Raw genomic sequence first — 26547 nt, 5'->3', positions numbered from 1 at the left:
GGCAGAGGGTTCCTTTTCTGTCGTGAGCACCGGTTCTCCGGTGCCGCTTGCAACGAGGTATATGGGGGAGGACGGTCGGGTCTAGCTGGCGTTTTCGAATTCGGAATCCGGGCCGGGCTCGCAACCTGGCTGGTTGCTGCGCTCCAGCAGGTTCTTTCCGCGGCGCTCCTCATGCGGCAGCGCGATCGGGTAGTCGCCGGTGAAGCACGCGGTGCACAGGCGCTCGCGTGGCTGCCGGGTGGCTTCGATCATGCCGTCTTCGGAAATGTAGGCCAGCGAGTCGGCGCCGATGGAGGTGGCGATCTCGTCCACAGCAGCGCCATTGGCGATCAATTCGGCGCGCGAGGCGAAGTCGATGCCGTAGAAGCAAGGCCACTTCACCGGAGGCGAGGAGATCTTGACATGGACCTCGGAAGCACCGGCTTCGCGCAGCATGCGCACCACGGCGCGCTGGGTGTTGCCGCGCACGATCGAGTCATCGACCACTACGACGCGCTTGCCGCGCAGCACGGTTTCCAGGGCGTTGAGCTTGAGCTTGATGCCCAGCTGGCGCAAGGTCTGGGAAGGTTGGATGAAGGTGCGGCCCACGTAGGCGTTCTTCACGAATCCGTGGGTGAAGGGAATGCCTGATTCCTCGGCGTAGCCGATGGCTGCCGGGGTGCCGGATTCCGGAACCGGAATGACAATATCGGCTTCCGCATGGTTTTCGCGGGCCAGCTGGCGGCCCATTTCCACGCGGGACTCGTACACCGAGCGGCCGGCAATGGCAGCATCCGGGCGAGCCAGGTACACGTACTCGAAAACGCAGCCCTTGGGGGTGGCCTCGGCGAAGCGGGTGGAGCGCACGCCGTTTTCATCGATGGCGATCATTTCGCCTGGCTCGATTTCGCGGATGAACGATGCGCCCACGGTAGCCAGGGCAGGCTGCTCGGATGCGACGACCCAGCCGCGGTTCAAGCGGCCCAGAACCAATGGGCGAACGCCGTGCGGGTCACGCGCAGCGTACAGGGTGTCTTCGTTCATGAACACGAAGCAGAAGGCGCCTTCGATTTTTGGCAGCAGTTCCAGCGCGGTTTCTTCCAGCGACTGGCCCTCGATGCCGCCGAGCAGGGCGGTGACCAGGGCGGTGTCGGTGGTGTTGCCCTGGGCGATTTCGCCGCGGACCTTGCCGCCGTCGGCCTGCTGCTTGGCAGCGACCATGTCGGCCAGATCGGCGGAGTTGGTCAGGTTGCCGTTGTGCGCCAGGGCCACGGTGCCGGTCTGGGTTGGGCCCAGGGTCGGCTGCGCATTGGCCCAGTGGCTGGCGCCGGTGGTGGAGTAGCGGCAGTGGCCGACGGCCAGCTGGCCGCTCATGGAATTCAGCGTATTCTCGTCGAAGACCTGGGAAACCAGGCCCATGTCCTTGTAGACGTTGATGCGGGCGCCATCGCTGGTCGCAATGCCCGCCGATTCCTGCCCGCGGTGCTGGAGGGCGTACAGACCGTAATAGGTCAGTTTCGCAACCTCTTCGCCAGGAGCCCAGACGCCGAAAACGCCGCATTCATCCTGCGGCCCCTTCTCGCCTGGAAGCAGGTCGTGATTTAAGAATCCATCGCCACGCGCCATGTCAGTTATTCTCTCATGTTCTGGTTTGGTCGACACCGACCGTTTGTGTGGTGGGTGGCGGCCAGGTGCGCGGCCGCCCGCTTTTCAGTGGAAGGGAAAAGCTGCCTAGCCTGGTTGTCCGCTGGAGTCAGTGTCCTCGGCCAGAGGAACTGCCAGATGCTTGGTGGATTTACGCGAGGTGAAGCGATCTATGATCACGAACACCAGCCCGCCGATACCCACACCCAGTCCAGCACCGAACATTGCAAAGAATCCGGAAGCTGATGCACGGGTGTACTCCTGCGATGGCTCGCCGAGCAAGCCAATGACCAGGCCAATCAGCGCACCAAGTACGACGAAGGTCAAAATGAATGGCCAGAATTTGGGCGCCGAGTGAATTTGCACTTCGACACTTTGATCTGCAGATGTCGGGGTAGCGGGGTGTTGCTCCATACCCTTAAGGGTACTCAATAAGTGGTAGGTGCGCGGACAAGTCTGCCCTAAGTCCGGAGGCGTGCAATTGCCCAGTTTGCAATGCATCGGCCCATGAGGTTAGGCCGGTAGCCAGTGAAAGCCAGAGTTCAGCAGGCATTTCGACCACATTCGGCGGGGTTCCGCGGGTATGCCGGGGTCCGGCTATGCACTGAGTCACACCAAAGGGCGGGATGCGCACCTCTACGGAATTGCCCTCGGCACGAGAGGCTAATTCCTCCAGCAGGTAGCGAACTGCCATGGCCAGCACCGGACGGGCTATTTTTCCTTGTCCCTGCCCGGCACCAGCCCACTCGCGCACCGCTGCGCGCCCAGCAATTTCGTCAACGCGTCGCTTGATTGCCATGGGGTGATGCATCTCTTTCTCTCGATGACGTAAAACCGTCACATTTGCCTGGACTTGATGTGGGGTGCGGAACTCTGTAAATCAGAAATCGGCCCCAGCCAACTGTAGTCCAGCAGCCCGTGCGCCGGCAGTGCCTCCAACCGGTTGCAGCTGCTGGCGCAAATCGCGATAAGCCGCTTCCTCGATGGCCGAGAATTCGTGCAGCAGCGATAGGGCCAAAAGGTCGGTGCCCCGCGAAGAGCCATCGAGCATTTTGATGGCCACAGTCAGCGAATTGGGTGCCGCCATGGCCAGCACGCCTTCGGCACCCAGCTTGGCTATGGCCCCGGTCTGTTCGATGACTTCGGAATTGGGATGGCCCTTGCCCCGAACGGCCCACGGGTGATTGCGCATCGCGGCGACAACGCGCTGGGCTTCTTTCTGCTCGGAAACAACGAGCTGCTGGAAGCCGTGGGCCAGGCTCTTCAACGACATCTGGACGGCCGGTGCCCCGCAGCCATCAATCCCGGTGAATGGCAGCGGGCCGCAAAATTCTTCAAGGACCGAGCGCGCCATCCGCTGCACGGGGTGATCCGGATCAAGATAGCCAGCAGTGCCAGAACCTGAGGCCTTCGCCGCGAGCAGGAACCCGGCATGCTTTCCGGAGCAGTTGAATGCCACTGCGGACTTTGGCAGGTGCTCAAGGGTCATCTGCGTCCTGGTTGCCGAATCCACGGGCCAGGATTGCGGGCATTGCAGATCCGATTCATTCAGCCCCGCCGATGCGAGCATTCGCCGGGCAACGTCCTGATGGGCGAAGGTGCCGATATGGCTGGCACAGGCCAGGGCCAGCTGCTCGTCGTCGAGCTCGGCGCCACAGCGCAATGAAGCGATGGCTTGGAATGGCTTCACCGCGGACCTGGGGAAGATCAGCGCCTCGGGGTTGCCCAGGGCCATGAGAGTTGTGCCGTCTGGCCCCAGCACCACTGCGGCGCCATAGTGGCGGGATTCAGTGACGCCGTTGCGGCTCACCTGTACCAGCTGCGCGCAATCGGAAATATCCATTGGTCGGTCCATTCCCCTAGTTTATTCGCGTGGGAGGGCCGTGCCGCGTGGCGGGCTGCGAGCCAGTAGCCGATGCGGGTAAAAGCACAGGCTCAGCGGATGTCATAGACAGCATCCACCGCCGGTTTCTCCGGTAAACTCGGGCGAGTGAAGGTACTGGTTATTGGCCCAGGCGGCCGTGAGCATGCAATTGTCCGAGCACTGAGTGCAGACCCCTACGTCAAAGAAGTCCATTGCGCCCCCGGCAACGCCGGCATCGCGCAGGATGTCACCACCCACAACATCGACGCGCAGGATCCTGCCGCGGTTCTCGCCCTGGCTCGCGAACTGGCCAGCGACCTGGTGGTTGTCGGCCCGGAAGCGCCACTGGCTGCCGGTGTATCCGATGCATTGATCGAGGCTGGCATCCCCGTCTTCGGTCCTACCAAAGCTGCAGCGCAGCTTGAGGCATCGAAGGCTTTTGCCAAGAACGTCATGGCTGCCGCTGAAGTGCCCACCGCCATGGCCCACGTGGCCACTAACCGCGAGGAAGCAGCCAGCGCGCTGGATGACTTCGGCGCACCGTATGTGGTCAAAGACGATGGCCTGGCCGCTGGCAAGGGCGTTGTGGTCACCTCGGACCGCGATGAAGCACTGGAGCACGCCGAAGCCTGCTTCGCAGCCGGCGGCACCGTGGTCATCGAGGAATTCCTCGATGGACCGGAAGTTTCGCTCTTTGTCATTTGCGACGGCAAGCATGCCGTTCCGCTCTCTCCTGCACAGGACTTCAAGCGCATCTTCGACAATGACGAAGGCCCGAATACCGGCGGCATGGGTGCCTACTCGCCGCTTGAGTGGCTTCCAGAGAACTTTGTTGACGAGGTCATGGACCGCGTCGCCTACCCAACCCTGCGCGAAATGGAAAAGCGCGGCACGCCATTCACCGGCGTGCTGTATTGCGGCCTGGCCGTCACCAAGCGCGGCATCCGCGTTATCGAATTCAATGCCCGCTTTGGCGATCCGGAAACCCAGGCCGTGCTGGCCCGGTTGAAGACCCCGCTGGGCGGTGTCTTGCTGGCCGCTGCCAAGGGCCAGCTGGATGACGCAGAGCAGCTGAACTGGTCGCCGCTCACCGCCGTGGATGTTGTTATCGCCGCCGAGAACTACCCGGATACCCCGGTCAAGGGCGCAGTGATTTCCGGTTTGGATGCAGCCAACGCGCTGGAGAATGTGCACGTGATGCACGCTGGCACGTCTGCTGACGCCGAGGGCAACATCATCGTTTCCGGGGGACGTGTCCTGGCAGTAGTCGGCCTGGGCGATGACCTCGCAGCCGCTCGTGCCACCGCCTACGCCGGTGTCGCCCAGATCAGCTGGGACGGTGCCCAGTCGCGCACCGACATCGCGCTGAAGGCCGAACGCGGCGAAATCGTCGTTGCAAAGCAAAGCAAGTAGAGGACCAGATAGCTATGGCAGGATTCCAGACCGAAGTTCTCGACCTTGAGGGTTGGGACCATTTCTACTCGGGCAAAGTGCGCGACCTCTACGTGCCAGCTGGTGCGAGCTTCGAAGAAACCGACCGCGTACTGGTCGTCGCTTCGGACCGCATCAGCGCCTACGATTTTGTGCTCACCAGCGAAATCCCGGACAAGGGCAAGGTGCTGACGCAGCTGAGCCTATGGTGGTTTGAACAGCTGGGCGACTTCGCCAACCATGTGATCTCCACCGATGTACCAGAGGCTGTAGCCGGCCGCGCCATGGTCTGCAAGAAGCTGGAAATGTACCCCATCGAGTGCATCGCCCGCGGATACCTCACCGGTTCGGGCCTGGCCGAGTACAAGGTCTCCAAGACCGTGTGCAGCCTGCCATTGCCTGATGGCCTGGTGGATGGCTCCCGGCTGGAGCCTGTATTGTTCACCCCATCGGCCAAGGCCGAGGTCGGGGAGCACGATGAGAACATCACCTACGAGCAGACCGCCGAGCGTGTTGGCAACGATGTGGCCGAAGCATTGCGCGAGAAGACTGTTGCGCTCTACGAGCAGGCCGAGAAGATTGCCCGCGCGCGCGGCATCATCCTGGCGGACACCAAGGTAGAGTTCGGCGCGGATCCTGCGACCGGCGAGATCACCTTGGGCGATGAGGTGCTGACCCCGGACTCCTCGCGTTTCTGGGACGCCGCGGCCTACCAGCCAGGCCAGGCCCAGCCGAGCTTCGACAAGCAGTTTGTGCGCGACTGGCTGACCAGCAGCGCATCGGGCTGGGATAAGAACTCCGGCGAGCAGCCTCCTCAGCTGCCGGCTGAGATTGTCGAGAAGACCCGTGCCCGGTACATCGAAGCCTACGAGCGCCTGACCGGACAGAGCTTCACCGCCTAGCACCGGCAGCCGGCGCAAAAAGCAGCCCCTGTCGACTCGGAAGTATTCCGAGTCGACAGGGGCTGCTTCAGTCTGGACTTGATCAGACCAGCGAGTCCTTCCACGCCTTGTGCAAGGCGGCGAAACGGCCCTCATCGGCAATCAGCTGCTGCGGGGTGCCGTCTTCGGAGATCTGCCCATCGTGGACCACCAGGACACGGTCGGCGATCTGAACCGTAGAGAGCCGGTGGGCGATGATCAGAGCCGTGCGGTTGCCCAGCAAAGTCTGCAGGCCGCGCTGAACTGCCCGCTCCGACGGGATATCCAGCGAACTGGTCGCCTCGTCCAGGATCAATACCGCCGGATCCGCCAAGAAGGCGCGGGCAAAGGAGATCAGCTGGCGCTGCCCCGCGGAGACTCGGCCGCCACGCTTATTCACATCGGTGTCGTAGCCTTCAGGCAGGTCCAGGATGAATTCGTGGGCGCCTACGGCTCGTGCAGCCGACTGGATGTCCTCAAGGGATGCTCCAGGCCTGCCCAGGGCAATGTTCTCGGCAACCGAGCCCGAGAACAGGAACGCTTCCTGGGTCACCATCACCACATGCCGCCGCAATTCCCTGTTGGACAGCTCGTTGATCGGCACCGAGTCCAGTTTCAGCGTGCCTGAGCGCAGATCATAGAAACGGGCGATGAGCTTGGCGAGGGTCGACTTGCCTGCGCCGGTTTGCCCGACGACGGCGACTGTTTGGCCTGCTGGAATGCGCAGATCGAATTTGTCCATGATGATCGGGCCGTCGCCATAGCCGAAGACCGCGTCCTTGAATTCGAGCTCGCCGGCCACTTTGCCGATGCTCTTTGGCTGTTCCGGCTCGCGCACGGTCGGCTCTTCTTCGAGAAGTCCCGAGACCTTTTCCAAGGCCGCTGTGGCGGACTGCAAGGAAGAGTAGAACATGGCAATGTGCTCAACCGGCTGGAAGAGCCGCTTGGATGCCAAGAGGATGGCCACCATGGCACCGACTTCCATGGAGCCGTTGATGATGCGGAAGCCTCCGTAGGCCAGAAGTGCCGCGACCGTCAGGTTGCCAATCAAAACCAGCCCCGGCTGCAAGATGCCGAAGAGGTTGAAGGAGCGCACCGAGTTGTCCCGGTATTTCTCCGCGATCTGCTGGTAGTTCTGGTCGTTGGCGCGTTCCCGGCGGAAAGCCTTCACCGCGCGAATGCCGGTCATGGTTTCCACAAAGGTGGAAATGACCTTCGCGGAAACAACACGGGATTCCCGGTACAAGACTTCGGAACGGCGCTGGTACCAGTAGAACAGGATGGCTACCGGCACGGCCGCGATGCACACCACGAACCCGCTTTGCCAGTCCAGCAGGAAAATTGAAAACAGCGTGAAAATGATAAATACGCAGGAGGACGCCAGCTCGGAGACTCCCTGGTCCAGCAGCTCGCGCAAGGTCTCCAGATCCGAGGTCTGGCGGGAAATGATGCGGCCGGACGTGTAGTTCTCGTGGAATTCGAGGCTGAGCCGCTGGGTATGCCGGAAGACCTGCTGGCGAAGATCCAGCAGCATGGCCTGCGAAATTCTTGCCGCGGAGTTGATGTACCAGGCCAGCAGGACCCCGCTGAGGATTGCGCAGACGATGTATCCGGCGCCGGTGAGCCCCAGGGCGCCCCAATTGCCCTCGCGGACCTGGGGCAAGGTCCAGTCGATGGCAAAGGCGATGATCACCGGCAGCATCACGCGGGCGGCATTGGAGACCAGGACCAGCGCGACCGTGAGAATGAAGAGCTTTTTCTGCGGCAAGGCGAGGGTGGCCAGCAATCGGAAGGAGCGCTGGCGCACCACCTTGCGCTCAGCGGCCGAGAGCTTGATGGAGTCCTCGTTGGTGACGCCCAATGGCTTGCTCATCGTGAGGCCTCCTCGGCGATTGGCAGTTCTTCGTCATCCAGGCTTGCGATGACAAATCGATAGTGCTCGTTGGTGCTCAACAGGTGGGTGTGGCTTCCGACCGCATCGATGCGTCCGTCGCGCAGCAGGGCAACCCGATCTGCCAGCATCACGGTGGATGGGCGGTGAGCCACAATCAATGTGGTGGTTCCGGCCAGTACTTCCCGCAACTTCTCGGTGACCAGTTCCTCGGTGCGCACATCGAGGGCTGAAAGCGGATCATCGAGCACCAGTACGCTCGGACGAGCCGCAATGGCGCGGGCCAGGGCAATGCGCTGGCGCTGGCCGCCGGAAAGCGACAGGCCCTCTTCGCCGATGAGCGTATCCACGCCTTGCGGCAGCGAGTAGGTGAAGTGCGCTTGGGCTACATCCAGTGCTTCGGTGAGCAGTGCTTCGCGCTCGTGCTCGTCCAGGGACGCGGGTGCGCCCAGCAGGACGTTGTCCCGTAAGGTGCTGGAGAACAAGGTGGTGTCCTCGAAAGCCACGGCAATTTCGGTGCGCAGCTGGTCGAGCTCCCAATCCTTGACGTTTTGCCCATGGATCAGGACCTCTCCGGCGGTGGCTTCATGGAGCCGGGGGATGAGGTTCAACAGGGTTGATTTTCCGGAACCGGTGATCCCGACCAGGGCCATGGTTTCACCGGGGCGGATTTCCAGGTCGATGTCGGCCAGGATCGGCCGGTGGGTTCCGGCCGTGTCAGGGTAGGCGAAGCGCACGTGGCGCAGCTGCACGCTGCCATCACGCTCTCCGGGGATGCGGGGCTGTTCTGGAGAGACGATGTCGTTGGCCGAATCCATGACCTCGAAATGGCGGTCTAGTGCGGTTTTGGTGCTCAGCGTCATGCCCAGGAGCATGCCCATGCCTTCGACCGGTCCGGCGATGACTGCGGCAATGGCGAAGTAGGCCACCAGGGCGCCAACGCTCAAGGTTCCGTTGGCAACTTGGGCAATGCCGATGAACAGGCCAATGCCCAAAATGGTTTCTGGAACGGCGACAACGGTGAGCAGGAAACTTGCCAGGGTTTTGGCCTTTGCGATTTCGGTTTCCTGCAACGACTTCGCCTGGGTATTAAAGCCTTCGTAGATGTGCGGGCCGCGGCCGAAGGCCTTGATGACGCGAATGCCGTGCACTGATTCCTCTACGGCGGTGGCGAGGTCACCAGCCTGGTCCTGGCTAAGTCGGCTGGCGGCGCGGTACTCGTTGCGGAAGCGGTAGGCCTTGATGGCAATGGGGATGGATCCCAACAGGTAGAGCAGGCCCAAAATCCATGAATGGGTGAACATGAGAATCAAGCCGGTGATGACGGTGACGGTCTCCACCACCAGCATCATGGCGCCGAAGGCCAGCCATCGGCGCAGAAGCGAGAGATCCGACATGGAACGCGAGAGGAGCTGGCCGGAGCCCCAGCGCTCGTGGAAGGCGACGGGAAGGCGCTGAAGATGCTTGTAGAACCGAATGCGCATCTTCGTTTCCAGCCCGGCGGCTGGGTTCAGCACGAATTGGCGGCGCAGGAAGATCAGCAGGGCCTCGACGAATCCCAGGGCTGCCACGATGGCAACGGAGATCCAGACCTCGGATGAGTCCCCGTCCCGGTGCAAAACCGAGTTCACCAGCCAGGCCAAAACCTGGGGGATCACCAGGGCGATGATGCCGGCTCCGAGCGCGCAGAGGAAGCCGCAGAAAAGCCGCGGGAGGATTGGCTTCACGAACGGGTAAAGCCGCTTCAACGTTGCTGAGAGGGGAACCGGATCTCTAGAATCGGCCTTTTGTGCTTGCGCCACGGTACCCCGCATTCATCCAGAAGTTAGACAGAGCTTCAGCTTACCGCCAGTGGTTGAGAGAATTCAATCGATTTTCTCATTTGGGAAAGAAATGCTTCAGATGAGGTTAAAGGGAATCCCGGCGCCGCACGATATTCCGTGCAGCACCGGGATCCAGAAGATGGATTTCGCGGCTACTTTCGCCCGGTGAGTGTCACCAGGATGGCTTCCGGCGGGCAGGCAAAGCGGATTGGCGCGAAGCGGGAGGTGCCCAGGCCCGCCGAGACGTTCAGGGGAACACTGTTGCCGGCGTACTCCCAATCGCTCAGGCCACGGGCGCGCCACGTCGGCAAATCGCAATTCGAGACCAACGCGCCATAGCCAGGAATGCAGACCTGGCCGCCGTGGGTGTGGCCAGCAAAAATCACGTCGGCTTGCGCCTGGGCGAACTGGTCCAAGACTCGCTGGTAGGGCGCGTGAGTCAGCGCAATGCGGACGTGGGGAGCCTGGCTGCTGGTCGAGGACCCTCGTGGCCAGCCTGCGAAGTGATCCCGGTCGATGTGCGGATCATCAACTCCGGTCAAATCCAGGCGCAGTCCATTCAGGACCATTGAATGCGAACGATTGGACATGTTGACCCACCCGGCAGAGCCGAAAGCGCGGTGCATCTCTTCAAACGGAAGCTGATCCCGGGATGACGGGTTGGGGATGCCGTCGTTGCGAGCGAAGTACTTGAACGGGTTTTTCAGCTTGGGCGCGTAGTAGCAGTTGGATCCCGGGACGAAGGCTCCAGGGAAAGCCATCAGCGGTTCCAACGCCTTGACCAGTGAAGGGACACCCTTGCGGTGGCTGAGGTTGTCTCCGGTGTTGATGATGAAGTCGGGGTTGAGGTCTGCAAGCTCGCGCAGCCATTGGATCTTGGTTTCCTGGCCCGGAACCATGTGGATATCCGAGAGGTGCAAGACCTTGATGTCCGAGGCGCCGCGGGGCAGCACGTTCAGGGTTTCGCGGCGCAACCCGAATTTCTGGGTCTCGAGCATGCCATAGCCAACTAGTGCACCACCTAGCGCCAGGGCTCCACCGGCAGCCAGCGCTGTGGTACCGGCCGCATGACGTAGTGCTGCAGCAAATGTTTTGTGTTCAACCATGACCTGTCTGCCATCGTCCTTTCATGCCCGGGGGCAACTTCTGGTGAAGTCCGCTATTGCCAATCTAGACCGAAGGCCGCGTTCAACCAAAGTTGAACGCGGCCTTCAACGGCGCTTAGCTAGTCGTCGGATTTCTTTCCGTTGCCCTTGCCATTGCCATTGCCATTGCCGTTGCCGTTGCCGTTGCCATTGCCATTATCCGATTCATTATTTCCGGAATCAGACTTCGACTCATTGGATTCGGACTGGTCTGCTTTGGATTCCTTGTCCTTGTCCTCGGAGTCGGACTTGGAATCCTCCTTGGAAGAATCCTCTTCCTTCGGTTCAGGCTTGGGGGCAGGCTTGCTGCGAGGCGCACCGAAGCCGCTGCGATCGTACTCCTGGACTGCTTCCTCCATGAAGTCCACCCACAGCGGAGCTGCGTAGGTCGAGGAGTCGAGCGTGCTTGGGGCGCGCTCATCATTGATCATCGATCCCTGCAGGGTGTTCGCTTCTTCAGCGGCAGTGGCATTAACTCGGCCAACCCAGGCAGCGGTGGAAATGCCGGTGGTGTAGCCGACGAACCACGTGGAGGTGGACCAGTTGTTGGTACCGGTCTTGCCGGCGATTGGTCCGGCGACTCTGCCCTTGGACACGCGATCCGTGGCGATCTTCTTCAGCGTGCCGTTCAGATCAGCGATGTAGGTCGGATCAATTTGCTGCGAGCAGGATTCCTTCTTGACCTTGTACTGGTTGCCGTCCTTGTCTGTGACGCTGGTCAGCGCACGTGGCTCGCAATATTCGCCCTTGTTGGCGAAGGTGGCGAAGGCGGCAGCCTGTGCCAGCGGAGCGACCTTGGGCGTACCGATGACAAACGATGGATGCTCTGGCGAAAGCTCTTGAGGCTGGCCGCTGTCCAAATCGCGAAGCCCAACGCTATTGGCAAAATCGGTGATGTTGCAGAGGTCGAGCTTGGATGCTTCCTGGATGGTTGCGGAGTTGATGGACCACTTCAAGCCGTAGTCGACAGTCATGGGACGGTAGAAGCCACGCGACGCGTTCAGGGGCTGCCAAGCTTCTCCACCACCGGTGACAGTCTGGCCGCCAGGCAGGCACGAGGCACGCCACTTGTGGCTAGGAGCGAAGTAGGGCCGCTTGGCATTGATGGTGTCGTACATGTGATGGCCCTCTTTGAGCCAAGCCAGCGTGGTGTACGGTTTCATCGTCGAACCGGCCTGGAAGCCGCCAGCGCCACCCATGGACTTCTCCACAGCAAAGTTCAGCATGGTCTTTGCGGTGTTGCCCTTTTCAGCACCATAGGTGGTGTTCTGGGCCATGGTCAGGATATTTCCAGTGCCAGGCTCCACCGAGACGATCGAGGAGAACACATCCTTATTGGACTTGGCGTTCGGGTCGATGGACTTGCGAGCGTCGTTGGCAGCCTTCTTGTTCAGCTCGCTATTCAAGGTGGTCTTGATCGTCAGGCCGCCGCGGTACAGCAGGCCCTCGCGGTCTTCCTTGGTCTTGCCGAACGTGTCGTCGCCCAGAATCAGGTTGGTGACGTAATCACAGAAGTATGCGTTGTCTTTGGCCGCTGAGCAGCCCGATGGGGAAGTGCTGGGCTTGAGCTCAAGTCCGGACTTCACCGCGTCGTCATACTCTTTTTTATTGATCGCGCCGGTGCGGTACATGTTGCCCAGCACCTTATTGCGGCGGTCAAGGGAACGCTCTGGGTTGTTGATCGGGTTGTAGACGTTCGGCAGCTGGACCATGCCAGCAAGCATGGCCGACTGCTGGACGTTCAAGTCCTTGGCATCCACAGAGTAGAAGCGCTGTGCGGCAGCCTGTACGCCGTATTCGCGACCGGAGAACAGCACGAGGTTCAAGTAGCCTTCGAGGATTTCGTCCTTGGACATTTCCTTTTCGATGGCTACCGCGTACTTGAGCTCGCGGATCTTTTCCGAGTAGTCCTTGTTGCCGGACACGGTGGTTTCCTCGGAACCGGTGAGCTCCTGGTTGTTCACCAGGAGGTTGTTCACATACTGCTGAGTCAGGGTAGACGCACCAGAGCGCGAAGTGGAGGTCAGGTTGCCGACGATGGCTCGGGCGATGCCCTTGGGGTCGACACCGTTGTGCTCGTAGAAGCGTTCATCTTCCACCGAGACGATGGCCTTGCGCATATACGGCGAGATGTCATCAAGTGACACAGGTTCGCGATTCTGCTGGTAGAAATTCGCGATGGTCTTGCCGTTGGCGTCGACGATCGTTGACGGCTCCGAAATCGGAAGCTTCTCAAAGGAGCTCGGGAGTGCGCTGACGATGTTGTTACCGGTGGTCAAACCGGTTTTTGCGATCGCCGCTACGGGCACGAGCATACCTGCTGCGAGCACACCACACAGGGCGCTGATTCCAAAGAATGCAACGACTTTCCCAAGGGTGGTGGCGGTATCAAAAAAGGGGGACTTCTTGGCTGCCATACCCACTAGTTTACAAGGACGCGATAACGTATCCAGTATGACTAAATGGGAATACGCCACTTTGCCACTTTTGATTCACGCAACAAAGCAGATTTTGGACCAATGGGGGGATGATGGTTGGGAGCTGGTTACTGTAGTTCCTGGCCCCAACGGCTCATCGCCGGTGGCCTACATGAAGCGTCCAAAAGAGTAGCCAAAACATACTTCCTTAAGGAGAAAAAGCCCATGCAAGAAGCGACTTCCTCGCGTGTCGAAACGCGCCTGGCTGAACTGGGTTATGCCCTGCCAGGCGTTGCCAAGCCCGTCGCTGCCTACCTGCCAGCAGTCACCACCGGCAACTACGTTTACACCTCCGGCCAGCTTCCGCTGATTAATGGTGAACTCTCAGTTGTGGGAAAGGTCGGCGCAGAGGTTTCAGCAGAAGAAGCCAAGGCCCAGGCACAGGTTGCCGCGCTGAACGCACTGGCAGCCATCAAGGCCGAAATTGGTGACCTAGATCGCATTAAGCGCATCGTGAAGGTTGTCGGTTTCGTGTCGTCGGCACCGGAGTTCACCGGGCAGCCAGGAGTCATCAACGGAGCTTCCGAATTCTTCGGCGAGGTTCTTGGCGACGCAGGCCTGCATTCGCGTTCGGCCGTTGGCGTTGCCGTGCTTCCGCTGGATGCACCCGTCGAGGTTGAGGTCATCGCCGAATTTGAGTAGTTCACCTCAGTTGCCTGTTGCGCGGCCTGCCAAGGCTTTCCCTTGCGGGCCGCGCAGCGGCATGGTGCGCAGAGTCTTTGATCTGCCGCCACACCAGATCCCTACGGCCGAAAACTGGTTCACCTTCGGCTCCCGCACCCCCCGCTCACCGCGCCGCGCGTCGTCCGTGTGCCTGGTGCGGGACTGTTCCAAGGGCGTCGAGACCTACCTGACCTTTCGGCCTGGAGGCTCCCCGATGGGCAACGTGGCCTTCCCCGGCGGCAGCCACGAGGCCAGCGACCGGGCAACCTATCAATGGTTCGGACCGAGCCTTTCGCAGTGGTCCAAGCGCATGGACGTATTGGACCAGCAGCTGGTCCAAGCGCATATCGTTTGCGCCATTCGCGAGCTCTTTGAAGAAACCGGAATCCTGCTGGCGGGTACCGACGAGCAATCCATCATCGAAATGACCGACCCCGAAGAGTGGATGGGCGCCCGCGAGGCGATTGCCGGCCAGGATCTTCCATTCGATGAGTTTCTTCGCCGTCGCGGCCTGGGGCTTCGCACCGATTTATTGCGGCCGGTCTCGCACTGGCTGAATCCCAACTTTGCCCTGCGCAGATTTGATACCTGGTACTTCGCAGCCACCGTGCCCAACCGCCAAGAGGCGACGCTGCTTCGAGGCAAGGGCAAATGGGGCGGGTGGCAGGTGGCCAGCGGCGTGTTGGCCCAGCGAAACACCAGCGAGCTCGGCGACCTGGTGGGGCAGCCCAATACCGTGGGCCTGAACTTCTCGCGGATCAGCTACCCGGCCGTGGAAATGATGCTCGAGGCAATGTCCGAGGCCAACGGGGTGGTGGCGTATTTGTCGCGGGCGCGGTCCCTGGATTTGAAGCACCCCGACTTGCTGGTGCGCGACGGCATTTACTATCTGGAGGTTCTGGGCTCGATGAGTGCCGAATCCTCGCGCCCCTGGCAGGCCGCCGCGGGCCGCCAATGAATTAGCTAGAACAACATAAAAATAGTGTGGGCCGAAGATCCAAAAGGATCTTCGGCCCACACTATTTTGACTGGCTTAGCGTGAACGCTGGCGCAGACGCTGGATGTCCAGAATCACGACGGCGCGTGCTTCCAGGCGCAGCCAGCCGCGCTGTACAAATTCAGCCAAAGCCTTGTTTACGGTTTCACGCGATGCGCCAACCAGCTGGGCCAGCTCTTCCTGAGTCAGCTCGTGAGCGACCAGGATGCCGTCGGTTGCTGGACGGCCGAAGCGGTCAGCAAGATCAAGCAGAGCCTTGGCAACACGGCCAGGAACATCGGAGAAGACCAAGTCCGCAAGGGACTCGTTGGTGCGGCGCAGACGTGCAGCCAGAGCCTGCAGCAGCTGGATCGAGACCTCAGGGGAGTTCAGGATCGCCTTGCGCATGTTCTCGTGGCTCAAGCCAGCCAGTCGGGTTTCCGACACGGCGGTTGCAGTCGCGTTGCGTGGGTGTGGATCGAATAGGGCCATCTCGCCAAACAGTTCGCCTGGGCCAAGAACAGCAATCAGGTTTTCGCGACCATCCGAAGAGGTGCGGCCCAGCTTGATCTTGCCCGAAACGATGAAGTACAGGCGGTCGCCCTGATCGCCTTCACGGAACACCGACGCACCGCGGGACAGATCAACCTCGGTCAATTCTTCGGTGAGCGCGGCGAATACTTCATCACCAAGCGACGCAAACAGTGGCGCGCGACGCAGTACCTCGATATCCATTAAATCTCCTGTCAACAGTAGTAGGCGCTTACTTCATTGTGCCGTATTCAGTAACAATGTGACAGTTTCCACACGTGGTTTCACCGAGAAAATGTTGAACGTCACGCTCATTCGGCCAAAACTCGCGAATATGCTCGCAGAAATCCATCAGCTTCTAAGGGTACCTTGGGTTAATACAAAGTATTTGAATGCATTGGAGTCTTGGTGCTCGGAATTTTCAGCTGGCTCGACGTAGTCATCTGCGCTGTTTTGCTGACCTTTTTCATTATCGGACTTCGCCGCGGTTTTCTCTTGACCGTTGGCGACATGGTGGGCCTCGTTCTGGGAGGTGTTGCCGCGTTCTTTGCCATCCCGCTGGTTTCCACTTTCGCCAACAACCCCTGGTGGCGTGTTGCGCTGATGGCCGCCACGGCTGCCGTGCTGATCATCCTGGGCCAGGCGCTGGGCCGGGTCATTGCCACCCGCATCCGGCACTGGATGAACGTCGATTTCCTGCGCTCTGCAGACCGCATTGCCGGTGGCGTGCTCTCGGTGCTGATTACCGCCACGATCATTGGCGCGCTGGCGTTTTCCACCTCCAGCATGGGCATTCCGCGCCTGTCCCTGGAAATTGGAAAGTCCACCATGATCCAGGCCATTCGCGGCGCGACGCCGCCCTTTGTGAACTCGGCCATTTCCTCGGCCCGCTCCAAGGTGATCGCCGAAACCCTGCCAGCATTCCTGGAGCCCTTTGCGCCGCCGGTGGCCCAGCCCATGGACACCGACTGGGTGGCCACCGATCTCCAGCGGACCGCAGCGGAATCCGCCGCCAAGGTCTCGGGCACGGCAGTGCAATGCGGTGTCAACCTGACCGGTTCGGGCTTTGTGGTGGCTCCAGAAATGGTGATGACCAACGCCCACGTGGTGGCCGGTCTTGGGGCAGCCACCGTGGAGACCGGTCGTGACGGAGTTCACCGCGGAAAGGTGGTCTACTTCGATCCCGAGACCGATATCGCGCTGCTGTACGTGCAGGGCTTGGAGGCCCCGGCCATTGACCTGGCCGATGAGGATCTCACCCGTGGCGACGCCGCGGCGTTTATCGGCTACCCGGCTGGTGGCCCCCAGCAGATTCGCAGCGCCATGATCGCCTCGCGGGCCAACGTCTCGATCTCCAATATCTACGGCACCGACCCGTCGCGAATTTCCGTCTACCAGATCACCGCCGAAGTGGCCCAGGGCAATTCCGGTGGCCCGCTGGTGGATGAAAGCGGCGAGGCCGTTGGCTTGATCTTCGCGAAGTCCCGCAGCGACGAGCAGGTTGGATTCGCCCTGAGCCTAGAGGAGATGGAGCGCGCCATGGAGCTCGGCGGATCGCAGCGCACCTCGGTCAAGACCGGGGACTGCATCGCCAACTAGCCAAAGGGGCAAATTATTTGCCCAGCAGGTACGCCAGCTGTTCCACGGCCAGCTTGTAGCCGTTGACGCCAGCGCCGACGATGATGGAACTGGCCACCGGCGAAATGTAGGAATGGTGGCGGAATGCCTCGCGCTGGTGCACGTTGGAGATGTGGACTTCAATCGTGGGCAGCTGGACACCACTGATGGCATCTGCCAAGGCGACCGAGGTGTGGGTGAAGGCTCCCGGGTTCATCACGATGCCCACGGCACTGGTACGAGCTTCATGAATGGCATCGATGAGCACCCCTTCATGATTGCACTGCAGGGCGCGCAGCTCAAATCCGTGCGCGGCGGCAGCATCACGGGCCAGCTGTTCAACATCGGCCAAGGTGTCATGTCCGTAAATCTGCGGCTCGCGGGTGCCCAGGAGGTTCAGATTTGGCCCGTTGAGCAGCAGGATCGTGCGTGGTGCGGTGTCAGTCATGGACTCAAATCTAATGCAAAGCGTCGTGAACCACGGCAATTGTTTATTGATGAATGAGAAAAAACGCTGCCGCCGTGCAGAACGCGAACAGCGTTCTGCCCGGCGGCAGCGCGGGCGGTCCGGTGCGGACTACTTGCCCATGGATTGAGCGATCTGGCTCATCACGGTCGAGTCCGAGAGCGTGGTGGCGTCACCCACTTCTCGTCCCTCGGCCACGTCCTTGAGCAAGCGGCGCATGATCTTGCCGGAGCGGGTCTTTGGCAATTCGGGGACCACCAGCACGTGCTTCGGCTTGGCGATCGGGCCGATGTCCTTGCCCACATGGTTGCGCAGCGTGGCAACGACGTCCTCGCCTTCGGCAGGCTCGGTCTGCAAGATGACGAAGGCGACGACGGCCTCGCCGGTGGTTTCATCCTTGGCGCCCACCACTGCAGCCTCAGCCACATAGGGGTGCGCGACCAGAGAGGACTCGATCTCGGTGGTGGACAGGCGGTGGCCGGACACGTTCATCACGTCATCCACGCGGCCCAGCAGCCACAGGTCCCCGTCGTCGTCCTTCTTGGCTCCGTCGCCGGCGAAGTACATGTTCTCGAAACGGGACCAGTAGGTTTCCTTGTAGCGTTCCATGTCGCCCCAGATGCCGCGCAGCATCGAAGGCCAAGGCTCGCGGATCACCAGGAATCCGCCTTCGCCGTTGCCCACCGACTCGCCGGCTTCGTCCACCACATCGATGCTGATGCCCGGGACCGCGACCTGCGCTGAGCCTGGCTTGGTGTGGGTGACACCGGGCAACGGAGCGATCATGTGCGCGCCGGTTTCGGTCTGCCACCAGGTATCGACGATCGGGGTCGGGTGCTCCTTGCGCTCGCCATTCTTGCCGTTGTTGGTGCCGATGACATCGCGGTACCACATCCAGGCCTCGGGGTTGATCGGCTCGCCGACCGAACCCAGCACGCGCAGGGAGGAGAGGTCATAGCCATCGGGAATCTGGCGGCCCCACTTCATGAAGGTGCGGATGGCCGTAGGCGCGGTGTACAAAATGGAGACGCCGTACTTTTCCACCAACTCCCACCAGCGGCCCTGGTGCGGGGTGTCCGGCGTGCCCTCGTACATCAGCTGGGTCGCGCCATTGATCAATGGGGCATAGGTGACGTAGGAATGGCCGGTGATCCAGCCGATATCGGCGGTGCACCAGTACACGTCGGTTTCCGGGTGCAAGTCGAAGGTGTCGCGATGGGTGACCGCGCCCTGGGTGAGGAAGCCGCCGGTGGTGTGGACGATGCCCTTGGGCTTGCCGGTGGTTCCCGAGGTGTAGAGCACGAATAGCGGGTGCTCGGAATCGTGGGCTACCGCGGTGTGCTCGGTGGAGGCTGCGTCCACCACCTCGTGCCACCACTTGTCCAGGTGGCCGAATTCCACTGGCTCGGCGTTGCGCTTGACCACCAGGACATTTTCCACGGTGTGTCCTGGAGCGGCCAGCGCGCCGTCCACTGCGGCCTTCAAGGCCGATGGCTTGCCGCGGCGCCAGGTGCCGTCGGCGGTGACCACCAGCTTGGCGTCGGCGTCGTCGATGCGGCTGCGCAAAGCGTCGGCGGAGAAGCCTCCGAAGACCACCGAGTGGATGGCGCCGATGCGGGCGCAGGCCAGCATGGTGATCACGGCTTCGGGAATCATCGGCAGGTACACGGCCACGCGATCGCCCTTGGCCACGCCCAGGGACTCGAAGGCATTGGCGGCCTTCTTGACCTCCTCGGTCAGCTGGGCGTAGGTGTAGGTGCGGGTATCGCCTGGCTCGCCCTCGAAGTAGATCGCAACCCGGTCGCCCAGGCCGTTTTCCACGTGCCGGTCCAGCGCGTTGTAGGCCGCGTTGAGCTTGCCTCCGACAAACCACTTGGAAACCGGCGCTTGCGACCAGTCCAGGGTTTGCGTGAAATCAGTATCCCAAGTCAGCACCTTGCGGGCTTGGTCCGCCCAGTAGCCCAGGCGATCAGCCTCGGCTGCCTCATAGCTGTCCGAACTGGCCACCGCATGGTCGCTGAACTCTTTGCTGGGGGCAAAGGCACGGGTTTCATTCGACAGGTTATCCAAGGTCTTCGAATCGCTCACGGGCTTCGCATCCTTCCGCGTAGTCATAGATATTCTCTGTGATCAAAGTTACATGCTTTGGGGTCGGCGGCAGTGGTTTGTGTCACCAGCAAGGGGAATTGCGGGTGAATTCTGCGCCGAGTGGTCATCGTGCCGCGACGAACTGCATCGGATTGCGGTGTCCGAGGGTGAAAAGTGCAGGTACTCATGGCACGATCTAAGCGTGGCGAATAAAGCAAAAATGGAAACCGAATTGGGGCTCAAGCGGCGGGCTCGCAAGATCAACAGGGTGCTGGCCGAAACCTACCCCTATGCGGTCCCGGAGCTGGATTTCGAGAACCCCTTCGAGCTGCTGGTCGCCACGGTGCTCTCGGCCCAGACCACCGACGTGAGGGTCAACGCCATCACCCCGGCGCTCTTTGCCAGGTTCCCGGACGCGCTAGCCATGAGCCAAGCCGAACGCAGCGAAGTCGAGGAGCTGATTCGGCCCACCGGATTCTTCCGCGCCAAGACCGACTCGCTCCTGGGCCTTTCGGCCGCGCTGGTGGAACGCCACGATGGGCAGGTCCCGCCGGAGCTTGCGGAATTGGTCAAGCTGCCCGGGGTCGGGCGCAAAACCGCAAACGTGGTGCTGGGCAACACCTTTGGCGTTCCGGGGATCACCGTCGACACCCACTTCGGACGCCTGGCCAACCGCTTTGGATGGACCGATGAAACCGACCCGGTGAAGGTCGAGCATGCGGTAGGGGAGCTGTTCGACAAGCGCGACTGGACCATGCTCAGCCACCGCGTAGTCTTTCACGGCCGGAGGATCTGCCACGCCCGCAAACCCGCCTGCGGGGTGTGCCCGGTAGCCAAGCTGTGCCCCTCGTTCGGCATTGGCGAGGAAATACCCGCCAAGGCAAAACAGTTGCTCAAGTATGAGCTCGCTCCCGGGCGCGAGGATCTTCTGGCAAAAATGCAGGCAGGTGCGACCCGGAGGCAGCTGAGAGCCGAAGGATATGGATTAGACGCATGAGCGCACGCAGCGAGTTGAAGCAGGTCGTCGCAAAACATCGAGCCACCGCTGGAGCACCCCAAAAGCTGCCCAACCAGTGGATCAACATGGATTTGGACAGCAACCCGGCCCGCCGGGCCGCGGTGCTGATCCTCTTTGGCGCTGCCGGCAACGCACCGCTTGCCGACCAGGCCCGCGCCCAGGACCTGGACCTGCTTTTTGTCGAGCGGGCCGCCACGCTGCGCAAGCACGCCGGGCAGATCGCTTTTCCCGGCGGCGGCATAGACCAGGGCGATTCGAGCGCCGCAGACGCTGCACTGCGCGAGGCCTGGGAGGAAACCGGGGTGGATACCAGCGGCGTCGAGGTGCTCGGCAATTTGAGCGAAACCGAACTGCCGGTCACCAACTTCCTGGTCACCCCGGTGCTGGGCTGGTGGCATACCGAATCCCCGGTCCATGCCGTTGACCCCGCCGAAAGCGCCGGAGTTTTCAGGGCACCGGTGGCGCAGCTTCTCGATCCCAGGAACCGGCTGACCGGGGTAGTGCAGCGAAACCAGCAGAAGTTCACCTCGCCGGCCTTCGAATTTGGCGACCGGATCATTTGGGGGTTCACCGCGATCGTGCTTGACCGGCTCTTCACGGAACTGGGGTGGACGCGCGCCTGGAACCGGCACCGGGAAATGCGCATGGCCTGAAGTCCCAGCGCCTATTTGGCCTCTGCATAGTTCGAGCAGATGGCTACGCTCACCGGGAAGCGCGGGGACGCGGCTCCAAAAAGGGTGCGTCCGGCCAGCATCGCCGCATGCTGTATCAGCTGCTTGAGCTGGTCGGCACGTTCCACAGGGCATTCGAAGACGATTTCGTCATGCACAAAAAATACCTGCTGGCACAGCTCGCCCCAGCCAGCTTGATGAATCAGATGGCGGGCATGGCCCATCCACACCAAGGCCCACTCGGCCGCGGTGGACTGGACCACAAAATTCCTGGTGAAACGGCCGCGGGCCCGGGCCGCAGCATCTGCAGCGCGCTGGGAACCTTCATCCGCGGTATCCCTTTGCGCCCGCATCCACTGCTCATCGGCCGGTGGACAGCCGCGTCCCAAAAAGCTCCGGACGCCAGCTCCTTGCTGCCCGGCCTGCGCCGCTTGCTCGACGAAGCGCATCGCCGCGGGAAAACTCCTGGTGAGCGCGGCTCCAACCGCCCCGCTGGCGCCTCCGCCACCGCCATAAATGACCGACAGCATTCCCAGCTTGGCCTCTTGGCGGGTGGACACCAACTTTGAATCCAGGAGCCATTGATACAGGTCATCTTGCTGGCCGGCCTGCTGCAATTGCTGATCGCCGGAGATTGCGGCCAGAATTCGCGGTTCGAGCTGGCGTCCATCTGCCACGACAAAGGTCCGTCCGGGCTGGGTGCGGACTACCTGGCGGATGGCGTGAGGCAATTGCAATGCCCCGCCGCCAGAAGCTGCCCACCGTCCGGAGACCACGGTGCCCAAGACGTAGTGGGGATGGAAACGGCCATTTTTCACCCATTGGTCCAGCCAGGTATCCCCGTGCGCACTGGCCAACCGGGAGAGCTTCTTGTAATCCAGAACTTGCTGGATCACCGGATGGCTGATCTGCTCCAGCTCCCAGGCACGGGCCGAACGCACCGCAAAACCGGCCTTATGCAAAGCCTTGAGCAATTCTTGCGGTGAATCGGGGTTCAATCCGGGGCTCTGCAGCGCGATCGCCAGCTCTTGGGCCTTGGCAGCCAGCTTTGGAGGGCGCGCATAGTCGGAGACCTTCTGGCCCAGCTGCTCGCGCAGCAAGGCACGATGGCCGGACTCATCCCATGAAAGCCCCGCATGCTCCATCTCGCAGGCGATCAGCGCGCCCACCGATTCAGCGTGAACCAGCAGCTCGAGGCGCTTGCGGGCCACCGCGTCTTGCGGCAGCGCACCGCGCTGCTGGGCATATAGCTGGATCAGGTCCGCCAGCGATTCGCCAAAGGCCGGCGTATCAAAGAGGGCATCCTGGTCAATGCGTCCAGCAACGGCCACTGGATGTTCAAGGTCAAAATCGGCGAGCTGCCCACTGGCCATGGGCGAGCGGTGCATGATGCGCTGGGCCAAGGACAATACGTGGGCCTTGGCAAGATAAACGCCAGCGGAAATCAGCGGCTGCATCCATGGGGTCGTGCGAAGCATTGCCCAGCGGGGCCCGAGCTCGGCTTCGGTCTGGGCCACAACCTGTGCAAAATCCTCTCGCGAGACCGGAAAAACTGCTCTCAAAGGCTGAGCTGAATCGCTGTCGCGGATGTCTATGAGGGCGTAGCCATCAGGATCAGGCGCGAGGAAGGCAATGGCACTCATATGTACATTGTGCCGTGCCGGGAGCAGATATCCCCATTTGGCTTGCACACGGGGACCAGCACTGTGCGCAAATGCCACGATCGATAAATGAAATGGCTAACTGGCTCCCCATCCGCGCTCCAAGAGCAGCACAACAACCGCTTCGTGATGACGCAGCTTGATGACCTGAGGACCGTCTTGTCGGCGGATCATGCGCCTGGAAGCGGGCCTGGAGCTGCTGATGAACCGGTCTGCACCATCGTCAGCAGCGATCCGCAGATCGTGGAATTGTGCGCAGCCGTTGCGGTTGGCGCCGCGGTGCGCATTGTTCAATGCACTGATCCGCAGGCCTTGAACCGGGCTGCTACCGGGCCAGTGCTCTGGGGCAGCGACATGGCTGGGCTGGCAGGCGATGCCGGGCACAGGGTCGATGTCCTGGCAGGGCTCGAAACCGCGGCCAGCGAGTTGTGGTCGCTGGCCAGCAGGTTCCCCAAAGCGCGGGTGGCGCTCCTGCCTTCGGCAGGACAGTGGCTCGGAGAATATCTGGGACTGTGGGCCATGCGTGCCGGTCACGGCCATACCCTTTCCTTGGGGGCGACCGCCGGTGGACTGGGAACCAGCACCCTTGCGTTGCTGCTGGCCCATGCCGGAACACTCAGCGGGCTGCGCAGCATAGTCGTTGACCTGGATCCGCATTCCCAGGGTTTGTGGCCGCGGGCCACTGCACGGCCGCCAACAGGTATCGGGTGGGAAGAGCTGCAGCATTCCGGAGGCAGGCTTGCGGCACATCAACTAGCCGAGACCTTGCCGCAGTTGCGCACTACGTCCGTGCTGACCTGGTCCCAGGCAACCGAGCACGAAGCAGTGGAAGAACAACTCATGATCCGCCTGCTGGCTGCCGCGCGCCAAGGCTTCGACTTCGTGGTGCTGGATGCCGGGCGCTACCCTCATCCGCAGCAGGGCGTTATCAACCAATTCATCAACCGGCAGGTGTACACCGCGCATGGCTCAAGCCTTCCTGCACAAGGCGAGGTGGTGCTCTGCGGAAAACAGCAACCGCGGTACGAGCCAGCCTCCAGCGCAGAAATACTTGGCACCTTTCCAACTTCTTCACGCATCATCAAAGCCGAAAGCCGTGGCGAATTGTTCGATAGCTTCAAATCCCGGGGCCTGCGCCAGTCGCTGGCAAACTTGCGCCTGCTCCCGCAACTTCAAGGCCAGAAACCATGAACTCCGGGCGACACAGCAAAGACAGCGGGATGATCTTTTCCGGTCACGCACTGAACGCCAAAATTTTGGAATCGGTGCGGGAAAGGGCCTTGCAATCCGGAGGGCAATTGGACGCGATCGCGCTGGCGGGGGCGGTCCACGATTCCGGGGCAGCGCTGGGATCGCAAGGCGCCGCTCAGTCCCTGGAGAGATTGCAGCACGAGGTCGCAGGGTTATCGGTCCTGGAACCTTTCGCCAGGATCCCCGATGTCACCGATGTGCTCGTTGACGGACAAGGCCAGGTCTGGACCGATTCGCCTCGCGGACTAGAGCTGACGGATTTCAAGTTTCCTTCGGCGGAACGAGTCCGAGAATTGGCCGTGCACCTGGCGACCTTGGCAGGGAAACGACTTGATTCGGCTAGCCCGTTCATGGACATGAGCCTGAAGAACTACCGTGTACACGCCGTGCTTCCACCAATTGCCACGCAAGGACCGCTGATCTCGATACGCGTCAAGCATGCAGCCCGCCTCGGCCTTGAAGAAGTATTGCAATCTTCCCTGCCATTTTGGGTTCCACTTTTGAAAGCAGTCATTGAGAAGCAACTGAATTTCTTGGTGACCGGGGGAACCGGCAGCGGCAAAACCACGCTGCTCCAGGCCATGCTTGCCCAAGCCGATGAACAACAGCGGTTGGTGATCGTGGAGGATTCCCAGGAATTGCAAATCAATCACCCGCACGCGGTTTCATTGCAAACCAGGTCAGCAAATGTGGAATCAGCTGGGCTGGTACAGCTCAAGGACCTCGTCGTCCAGGCCCTGCGCATGCGCCCAGACCGCCTGATAATCGGGGAATGCCGTGGTGAAGAGATCAGGGACTTCTTGGCAGCGATGAACACCGGCCATCAAGGTGCTGCCGGTACATTGCATGCCAATAATCCGGCGTCGGTTCCCGCCCGGCTTGCTGCGCTCGGCGCCTTGGCAGGCTGGAGCGTCCAAGCCACCTCACTGCAAGCGTCGAGTGCGCTGGACCTGGTCATCCACATGAGCCGCGGTGAGCACGGACGGCGCGGGCCGGTTGGACTGGGATGCCTTGAAACAGATGAGGCGGGGCGCATGCGCATGAGCACCCTGATTGACTTGCACAGCAATCGGCCTCTGACCGCGGATGGCCGGAAGATGGTGAAACAGAAGTTCGGAAATGCTCTCGCAGAGGATCTGGAAAACGAACTAGCCGCGGTGGGCAGTGCAGGGGAATCACCATGCTGATCTTGGTCCTGAGCGCCGCAGCCCTGTGGCTCTGGTTGCCCGCCATGAGCGGCGAGGCAAGCTTGTCAACGAAAAAATGGATGATGTGGCGCGGCCTCAGATGGCACAACCATGAACCGATGCACACGCTGAACGACGACGCCCGAATAATTCGAGAACTCTCCGCCTTGCTTCGCAGCGGCCTCGGATTCTACCCAGCGCTGGACGCATTATTGGAAGTTGAAAATGGCACGGGCAATATTGTCCAGGCATTGAAAGACCTGCGGGCAGTCCATCGATTGAACAACCAGAACAGCTACGACGCCAAGGGAGATAACCTTCCAGAGCATGCCGCCGTCCAGCGGCTGCACTGGTGCCTGCAGATCTCGCAGCGCAGCGGAGCAACCTTGGCAGAAGTTCTCGAGCGCCTAGCCGAGGACTTGGAATCAGCCTCGGTCGCCCAGCAGTCATTCGATGCCGCCATGGCCGGGCCCAGGGCTACGACGAAGCTGCTCACCTGGCTGCCACTAGTGGGGTTCGGCTTTGGCCTGCTGGTAGGCATCGACGTTCTCGGGACACTTCTCTCCTCATGGGCTGCGCAACTAAGCGTCGGCATCGGCGCGGTACTCTGGACGGCCAATAGGGTGTGGTGCCAGCGGCTGATGCATTCGACCTCGGCCCAGGCACTGTCATGAATCTCCTGATTCTGCTTTGCGCGGCCCTTTCCGCAGCTTTCATGCTGGGCACGGGCGCATCAGAGCGGGCGTCGAACCGCGGTAGCCCCGCAAAGGCAAAAGACCAGGGCCAGACTCAACATCACCCCATCGAATTGGTGCTGGACCTCAGCGCCAGCCTGCTGGAATCAGGGATGCCCATTACAGACATCCTCGACTTATTGGGAAGCAGCATCGACCAGTGCAAGGTCCTGCGCAGTGTCGCCCGGTGCCTGGAAATGAATCTGCCGTGGGACAAAGCGTGGGAAGCGGCACCAAGCTGGTTGGCTCCTCTGCGAAAATCATTGCATTTCGCCCATGCCACGGGTGCGCCAGCCGCAACCTTGCTGCGCAACACTGCGGCGCTGCAGCGTCGAGAACACACGCAGAAAGTGGCTCGTCTTGGCGCGCAATTCGGTACAAGGCTGGTCCTGCCCCTAGGCGCTTGCGCCTTGCCGGCATTCATCGCCCTAGGTGTTGTTCCGCTGATCATTGCGTTGTTCCCCAGCATGTAGCGGACCTGCAGCTTTTGATCGATGAGTTATACCCAGA

The 26547-nt window shown here is 61.3% G+C and carries 24 protein-coding genes; 12 read left to right on the top strand and 12 right to left on the bottom strand.

Annotation, left to right across the window (positions count from 1 at the left end; translation table 11 throughout):
• Window positions 1–81: 81 nt before the first annotated feature.
• The 4 genes from purF to AOZ07_RS12980 form a co-directional block, all read right to left on the bottom strand.
• Window positions 82–1605, bottom strand: coding sequence for an amidophosphoribosyltransferase (purF, locus tag AOZ07_RS12995; protein ID WP_060702372.1), 1524 nt, complete (start codon window positions 1603–1605; stop codon window positions 82–84).
• Between the two features lie 105 nt (window positions 1606–1710).
• A complete protein-coding gene (locus tag AOZ07_RS12990) occupies window positions 1711–1989 on the bottom strand; it encodes a hypothetical protein (protein ID WP_060702371.1) in 279 nt (92 codons plus the stop codon).
• Window positions 1990–2041: 52 nt separating this feature from the next.
• The gene (locus tag AOZ07_RS12985) at window positions 2042–2422 is read right to left on the bottom strand and encodes a sterol carrier family protein (RefSeq protein ID WP_060702370.1); all 381 of its coding nucleotides are present in this window, start codon (window positions 2420–2422) and stop codon (window positions 2042–2044) included.
• Window positions 2423–2503: 81 nt separating this feature from the next.
• Window positions 2504–3466 carry an asparaginase gene (locus tag AOZ07_RS12980; RefSeq protein WP_060702369.1) on the bottom strand — a complete coding sequence of 321 codons (963 nt, stop codon included), beginning with the start codon at window positions 3464–3466 and terminating at the stop codon, window positions 2504–2506.
• 147 nt (window positions 3467–3613) lie between these two features.
• Between AOZ07_RS12980 and purD the strand changes: the two genes are divergently transcribed.
• On the top strand, window positions 3614–4900 hold the full coding sequence (gene purD, locus AOZ07_RS12975) for a phosphoribosylamine--glycine ligase (protein ID WP_060702368.1): 1287 nt from the start codon (window positions 3614–3616) through the stop codon (window positions 4898–4900).
• 14 nt (window positions 4901–4914) lie between these two features.
• The gene (locus AOZ07_RS12970) at window positions 4915–5820 is read left to right on the top strand and encodes a phosphoribosylaminoimidazolesuccinocarboxamide synthase (protein ID WP_060702367.1); all 906 of its coding nucleotides are present in this window, start codon (window positions 4915–4917) and stop codon (window positions 5818–5820) included.
• 82 nt (window positions 5821–5902) lie between these two features.
• On the opposite strand, the gene AOZ07_RS12965 is transcribed toward AOZ07_RS12970, so the two are convergent.
• The 4 genes from AOZ07_RS12965 to AOZ07_RS12950 all read right to left on the bottom strand — a co-directional run bounded on the left by AOZ07_RS12965 (window position 5903) and on the right by AOZ07_RS12950 (window position 13114).
• The gene (locus AOZ07_RS12965; RefSeq protein WP_060702366.1) at window positions 5903–7711 is read right to left on the bottom strand and encodes an ABC transporter ATP-binding protein; all 1809 of its coding nucleotides are present in this window, start codon (window positions 7709–7711) and stop codon (window positions 5903–5905) included.
• On the bottom strand, window positions 7708–9543 hold the full coding sequence (locus AOZ07_RS12960; RefSeq protein ID WP_084793251.1) for an ABC transporter ATP-binding protein: 1836 nt from the start codon (window positions 9541–9543) through the stop codon (window positions 7708–7710). Before AOZ07_RS12960 ends, AOZ07_RS12965 begins: the two co-directional genes overlap by 4 nt.
• Window positions 9544–9704: 161 nt before the next feature.
• Window positions 9705–10658 carry a metallophosphoesterase gene (locus AOZ07_RS12955; RefSeq protein WP_060702364.1) on the bottom strand — a complete coding sequence of 318 codons (954 nt, stop codon included), beginning with the start codon at window positions 10656–10658 and terminating at the stop codon, window positions 9705–9707.
• A 119-nt stretch (window positions 10659–10777) separates the two neighbouring features.
• Window positions 10778–13114: a transglycosylase domain-containing protein gene (locus AOZ07_RS12950; RefSeq protein WP_060702363.1), complete on the bottom strand. Its 2337-nt coding sequence runs from the start codon at window positions 13112–13114 to the stop codon at window positions 10778–10780.
• 37 nt (window positions 13115–13151) lie between these two features.
• On the opposite strand from AOZ07_RS12950, the gene AOZ07_RS19285 reads away from it, so the two are divergent.
• From AOZ07_RS19285 to AOZ07_RS12940, 3 genes are all read left to right on the top strand, one after another.
• The gene (locus AOZ07_RS19285) at window positions 13152–13307 is read left to right on the top strand and encodes a DUF4177 domain-containing protein (protein ID WP_098945512.1); all 156 of its coding nucleotides are present in this window, start codon (window positions 13152–13154) and stop codon (window positions 13305–13307) included.
• Window positions 13308–13339: 32 nt separating this feature from the next.
• Window positions 13340–13816, top strand: coding sequence for a RidA family protein (locus tag AOZ07_RS12945; RefSeq protein ID WP_060702362.1), 477 nt, complete (start codon window positions 13340–13342; stop codon window positions 13814–13816).
• A gap of 61 nt (window positions 13817–13877) precedes the next feature.
• Entirely contained in the window at window positions 13878–14795 is a 918-nt protein-coding gene (locus AOZ07_RS12940) for an NUDIX hydrolase (protein ID WP_060702361.1), read from the top strand.
• A 75-nt stretch (window positions 14796–14870) separates the two neighbouring features.
• On the opposite strand, the gene AOZ07_RS12935 is transcribed toward AOZ07_RS12940, so the two are convergent.
• Complete coding sequence (locus AOZ07_RS12935) at window positions 14871–15548, bottom strand: Crp/Fnr family transcriptional regulator (RefSeq protein WP_022874282.1); 678 nt, start codon at window positions 15546–15548, stop codon at window positions 14871–14873.
• Window positions 15549–15752: 204 nt separating this feature from the next.
• On the opposite strand from AOZ07_RS12935, the gene AOZ07_RS12930 reads away from it, so the two are divergent.
• Window positions 15753–16943: a MarP family serine protease gene (locus AOZ07_RS12930; protein WP_075972612.1), complete on the top strand. Its 1191-nt coding sequence runs from the start codon at window positions 15753–15755 to the stop codon at window positions 16941–16943.
• Window positions 16944–16956: 13 nt separating this feature from the next.
• Here the strand turns inward: AOZ07_RS12930 and aroQ are convergent, their stop codons facing one another.
• Both aroQ and acs read right to left on the bottom strand, forming a co-directional pair.
• Window positions 16957–17409 carry a type II 3-dehydroquinate dehydratase gene (aroQ, locus tag AOZ07_RS12925; RefSeq protein WP_060702359.1) on the bottom strand — a complete coding sequence of 151 codons (453 nt, stop codon included), beginning with the start codon at window positions 17407–17409 and terminating at the stop codon, window positions 16957–16959.
• A gap of 129 nt (window positions 17410–17538) precedes the next feature.
• Complete coding sequence (gene acs / locus AOZ07_RS12920) at window positions 17539–19542, bottom strand: acetate--CoA ligase (protein ID WP_060702358.1); 2004 nt, start codon at window positions 19540–19542, stop codon at window positions 17539–17541.
• A gap of 193 nt (window positions 19543–19735) precedes the next feature.
• On the opposite strand from acs, the gene nth reads away from it, so the two are divergent.
• The gene (gene nth, locus AOZ07_RS12915; protein WP_060702357.1) at window positions 19736–20512 is read left to right on the top strand and encodes an endonuclease III; all 777 of its coding nucleotides are present in this window, start codon (window positions 19736–19738) and stop codon (window positions 20510–20512) included.
• A complete protein-coding gene (locus AOZ07_RS12910) occupies window positions 20509–21186 on the top strand; it encodes an NUDIX hydrolase (protein WP_060702356.1) in 678 nt (225 codons plus the stop codon). Before nth ends, AOZ07_RS12910 begins: the two co-directional genes overlap by 4 nt.
• 11 nt (window positions 21187–21197) lie before the next feature.
• Here the strand turns inward: AOZ07_RS12910 and AOZ07_RS12905 are convergent, their stop codons facing one another.
• Entirely contained in the window at window positions 21198–22847 is a 1650-nt protein-coding gene (locus AOZ07_RS12905; protein ID WP_060702355.1) for a bifunctional 3'-5' exonuclease/DNA polymerase, read from the bottom strand.
• Window positions 22848–22934: 87 nt separating this feature from the next.
• Here AOZ07_RS12905 and AOZ07_RS12900 point away from each other — a divergent pair, with 87 nt between their 5' ends.
• The 4 genes from AOZ07_RS12900 to AOZ07_RS12885 are packed head-to-tail and all read left to right on the top strand — an operon-like array spanning window position 22935 to window position 26510.
• Window positions 22935–24056 (top strand): CpaE-like family protein, encoded by a 1122-nt coding sequence (locus AOZ07_RS12900; RefSeq protein ID WP_060702354.1) that lies wholly within the window; start codon window positions 22935–22937, stop codon window positions 24054–24056.
• Complete coding sequence (locus tag AOZ07_RS12895) at window positions 24053–25303, top strand: TadA family conjugal transfer-associated ATPase (RefSeq protein ID WP_060702353.1); 1251 nt, start codon at window positions 24053–24055, stop codon at window positions 25301–25303. The genes AOZ07_RS12900 and AOZ07_RS12895 overlap by 4 nt, the downstream gene beginning before the upstream one ends.
• Window positions 25297–25977, top strand: coding sequence for a type II secretion system F family protein (locus AOZ07_RS12890; protein WP_060702352.1), 681 nt, complete (start codon window positions 25297–25299; stop codon window positions 25975–25977). The genes AOZ07_RS12895 and AOZ07_RS12890 overlap by 7 nt, the downstream gene beginning before the upstream one ends.
• Complete coding sequence (locus tag AOZ07_RS12885; RefSeq protein ID WP_060702351.1) at window positions 25974–26510, top strand: type II secretion system F family protein; 537 nt, start codon at window positions 25974–25976, stop codon at window positions 26508–26510. The genes AOZ07_RS12890 and AOZ07_RS12885 overlap by 4 nt, the downstream gene beginning before the upstream one ends.
• The last annotated feature ends 37 nt before the right edge of the window (window positions 26511–26547 follow it).

Origin of the sequence: Glutamicibacter halophytocola, assembly GCF_001302565.1 — a bacterium.
Classification (GTDB): Bacteria; Actinomycetota; Actinomycetes; order Actinomycetales; family Micrococcaceae; genus Glutamicibacter; species Glutamicibacter halophytocola.
The sequence above is the reverse complement of the archived record's forward strand: the minus strand, read 5'-3'. Positions and strand labels throughout refer to the sequence as shown.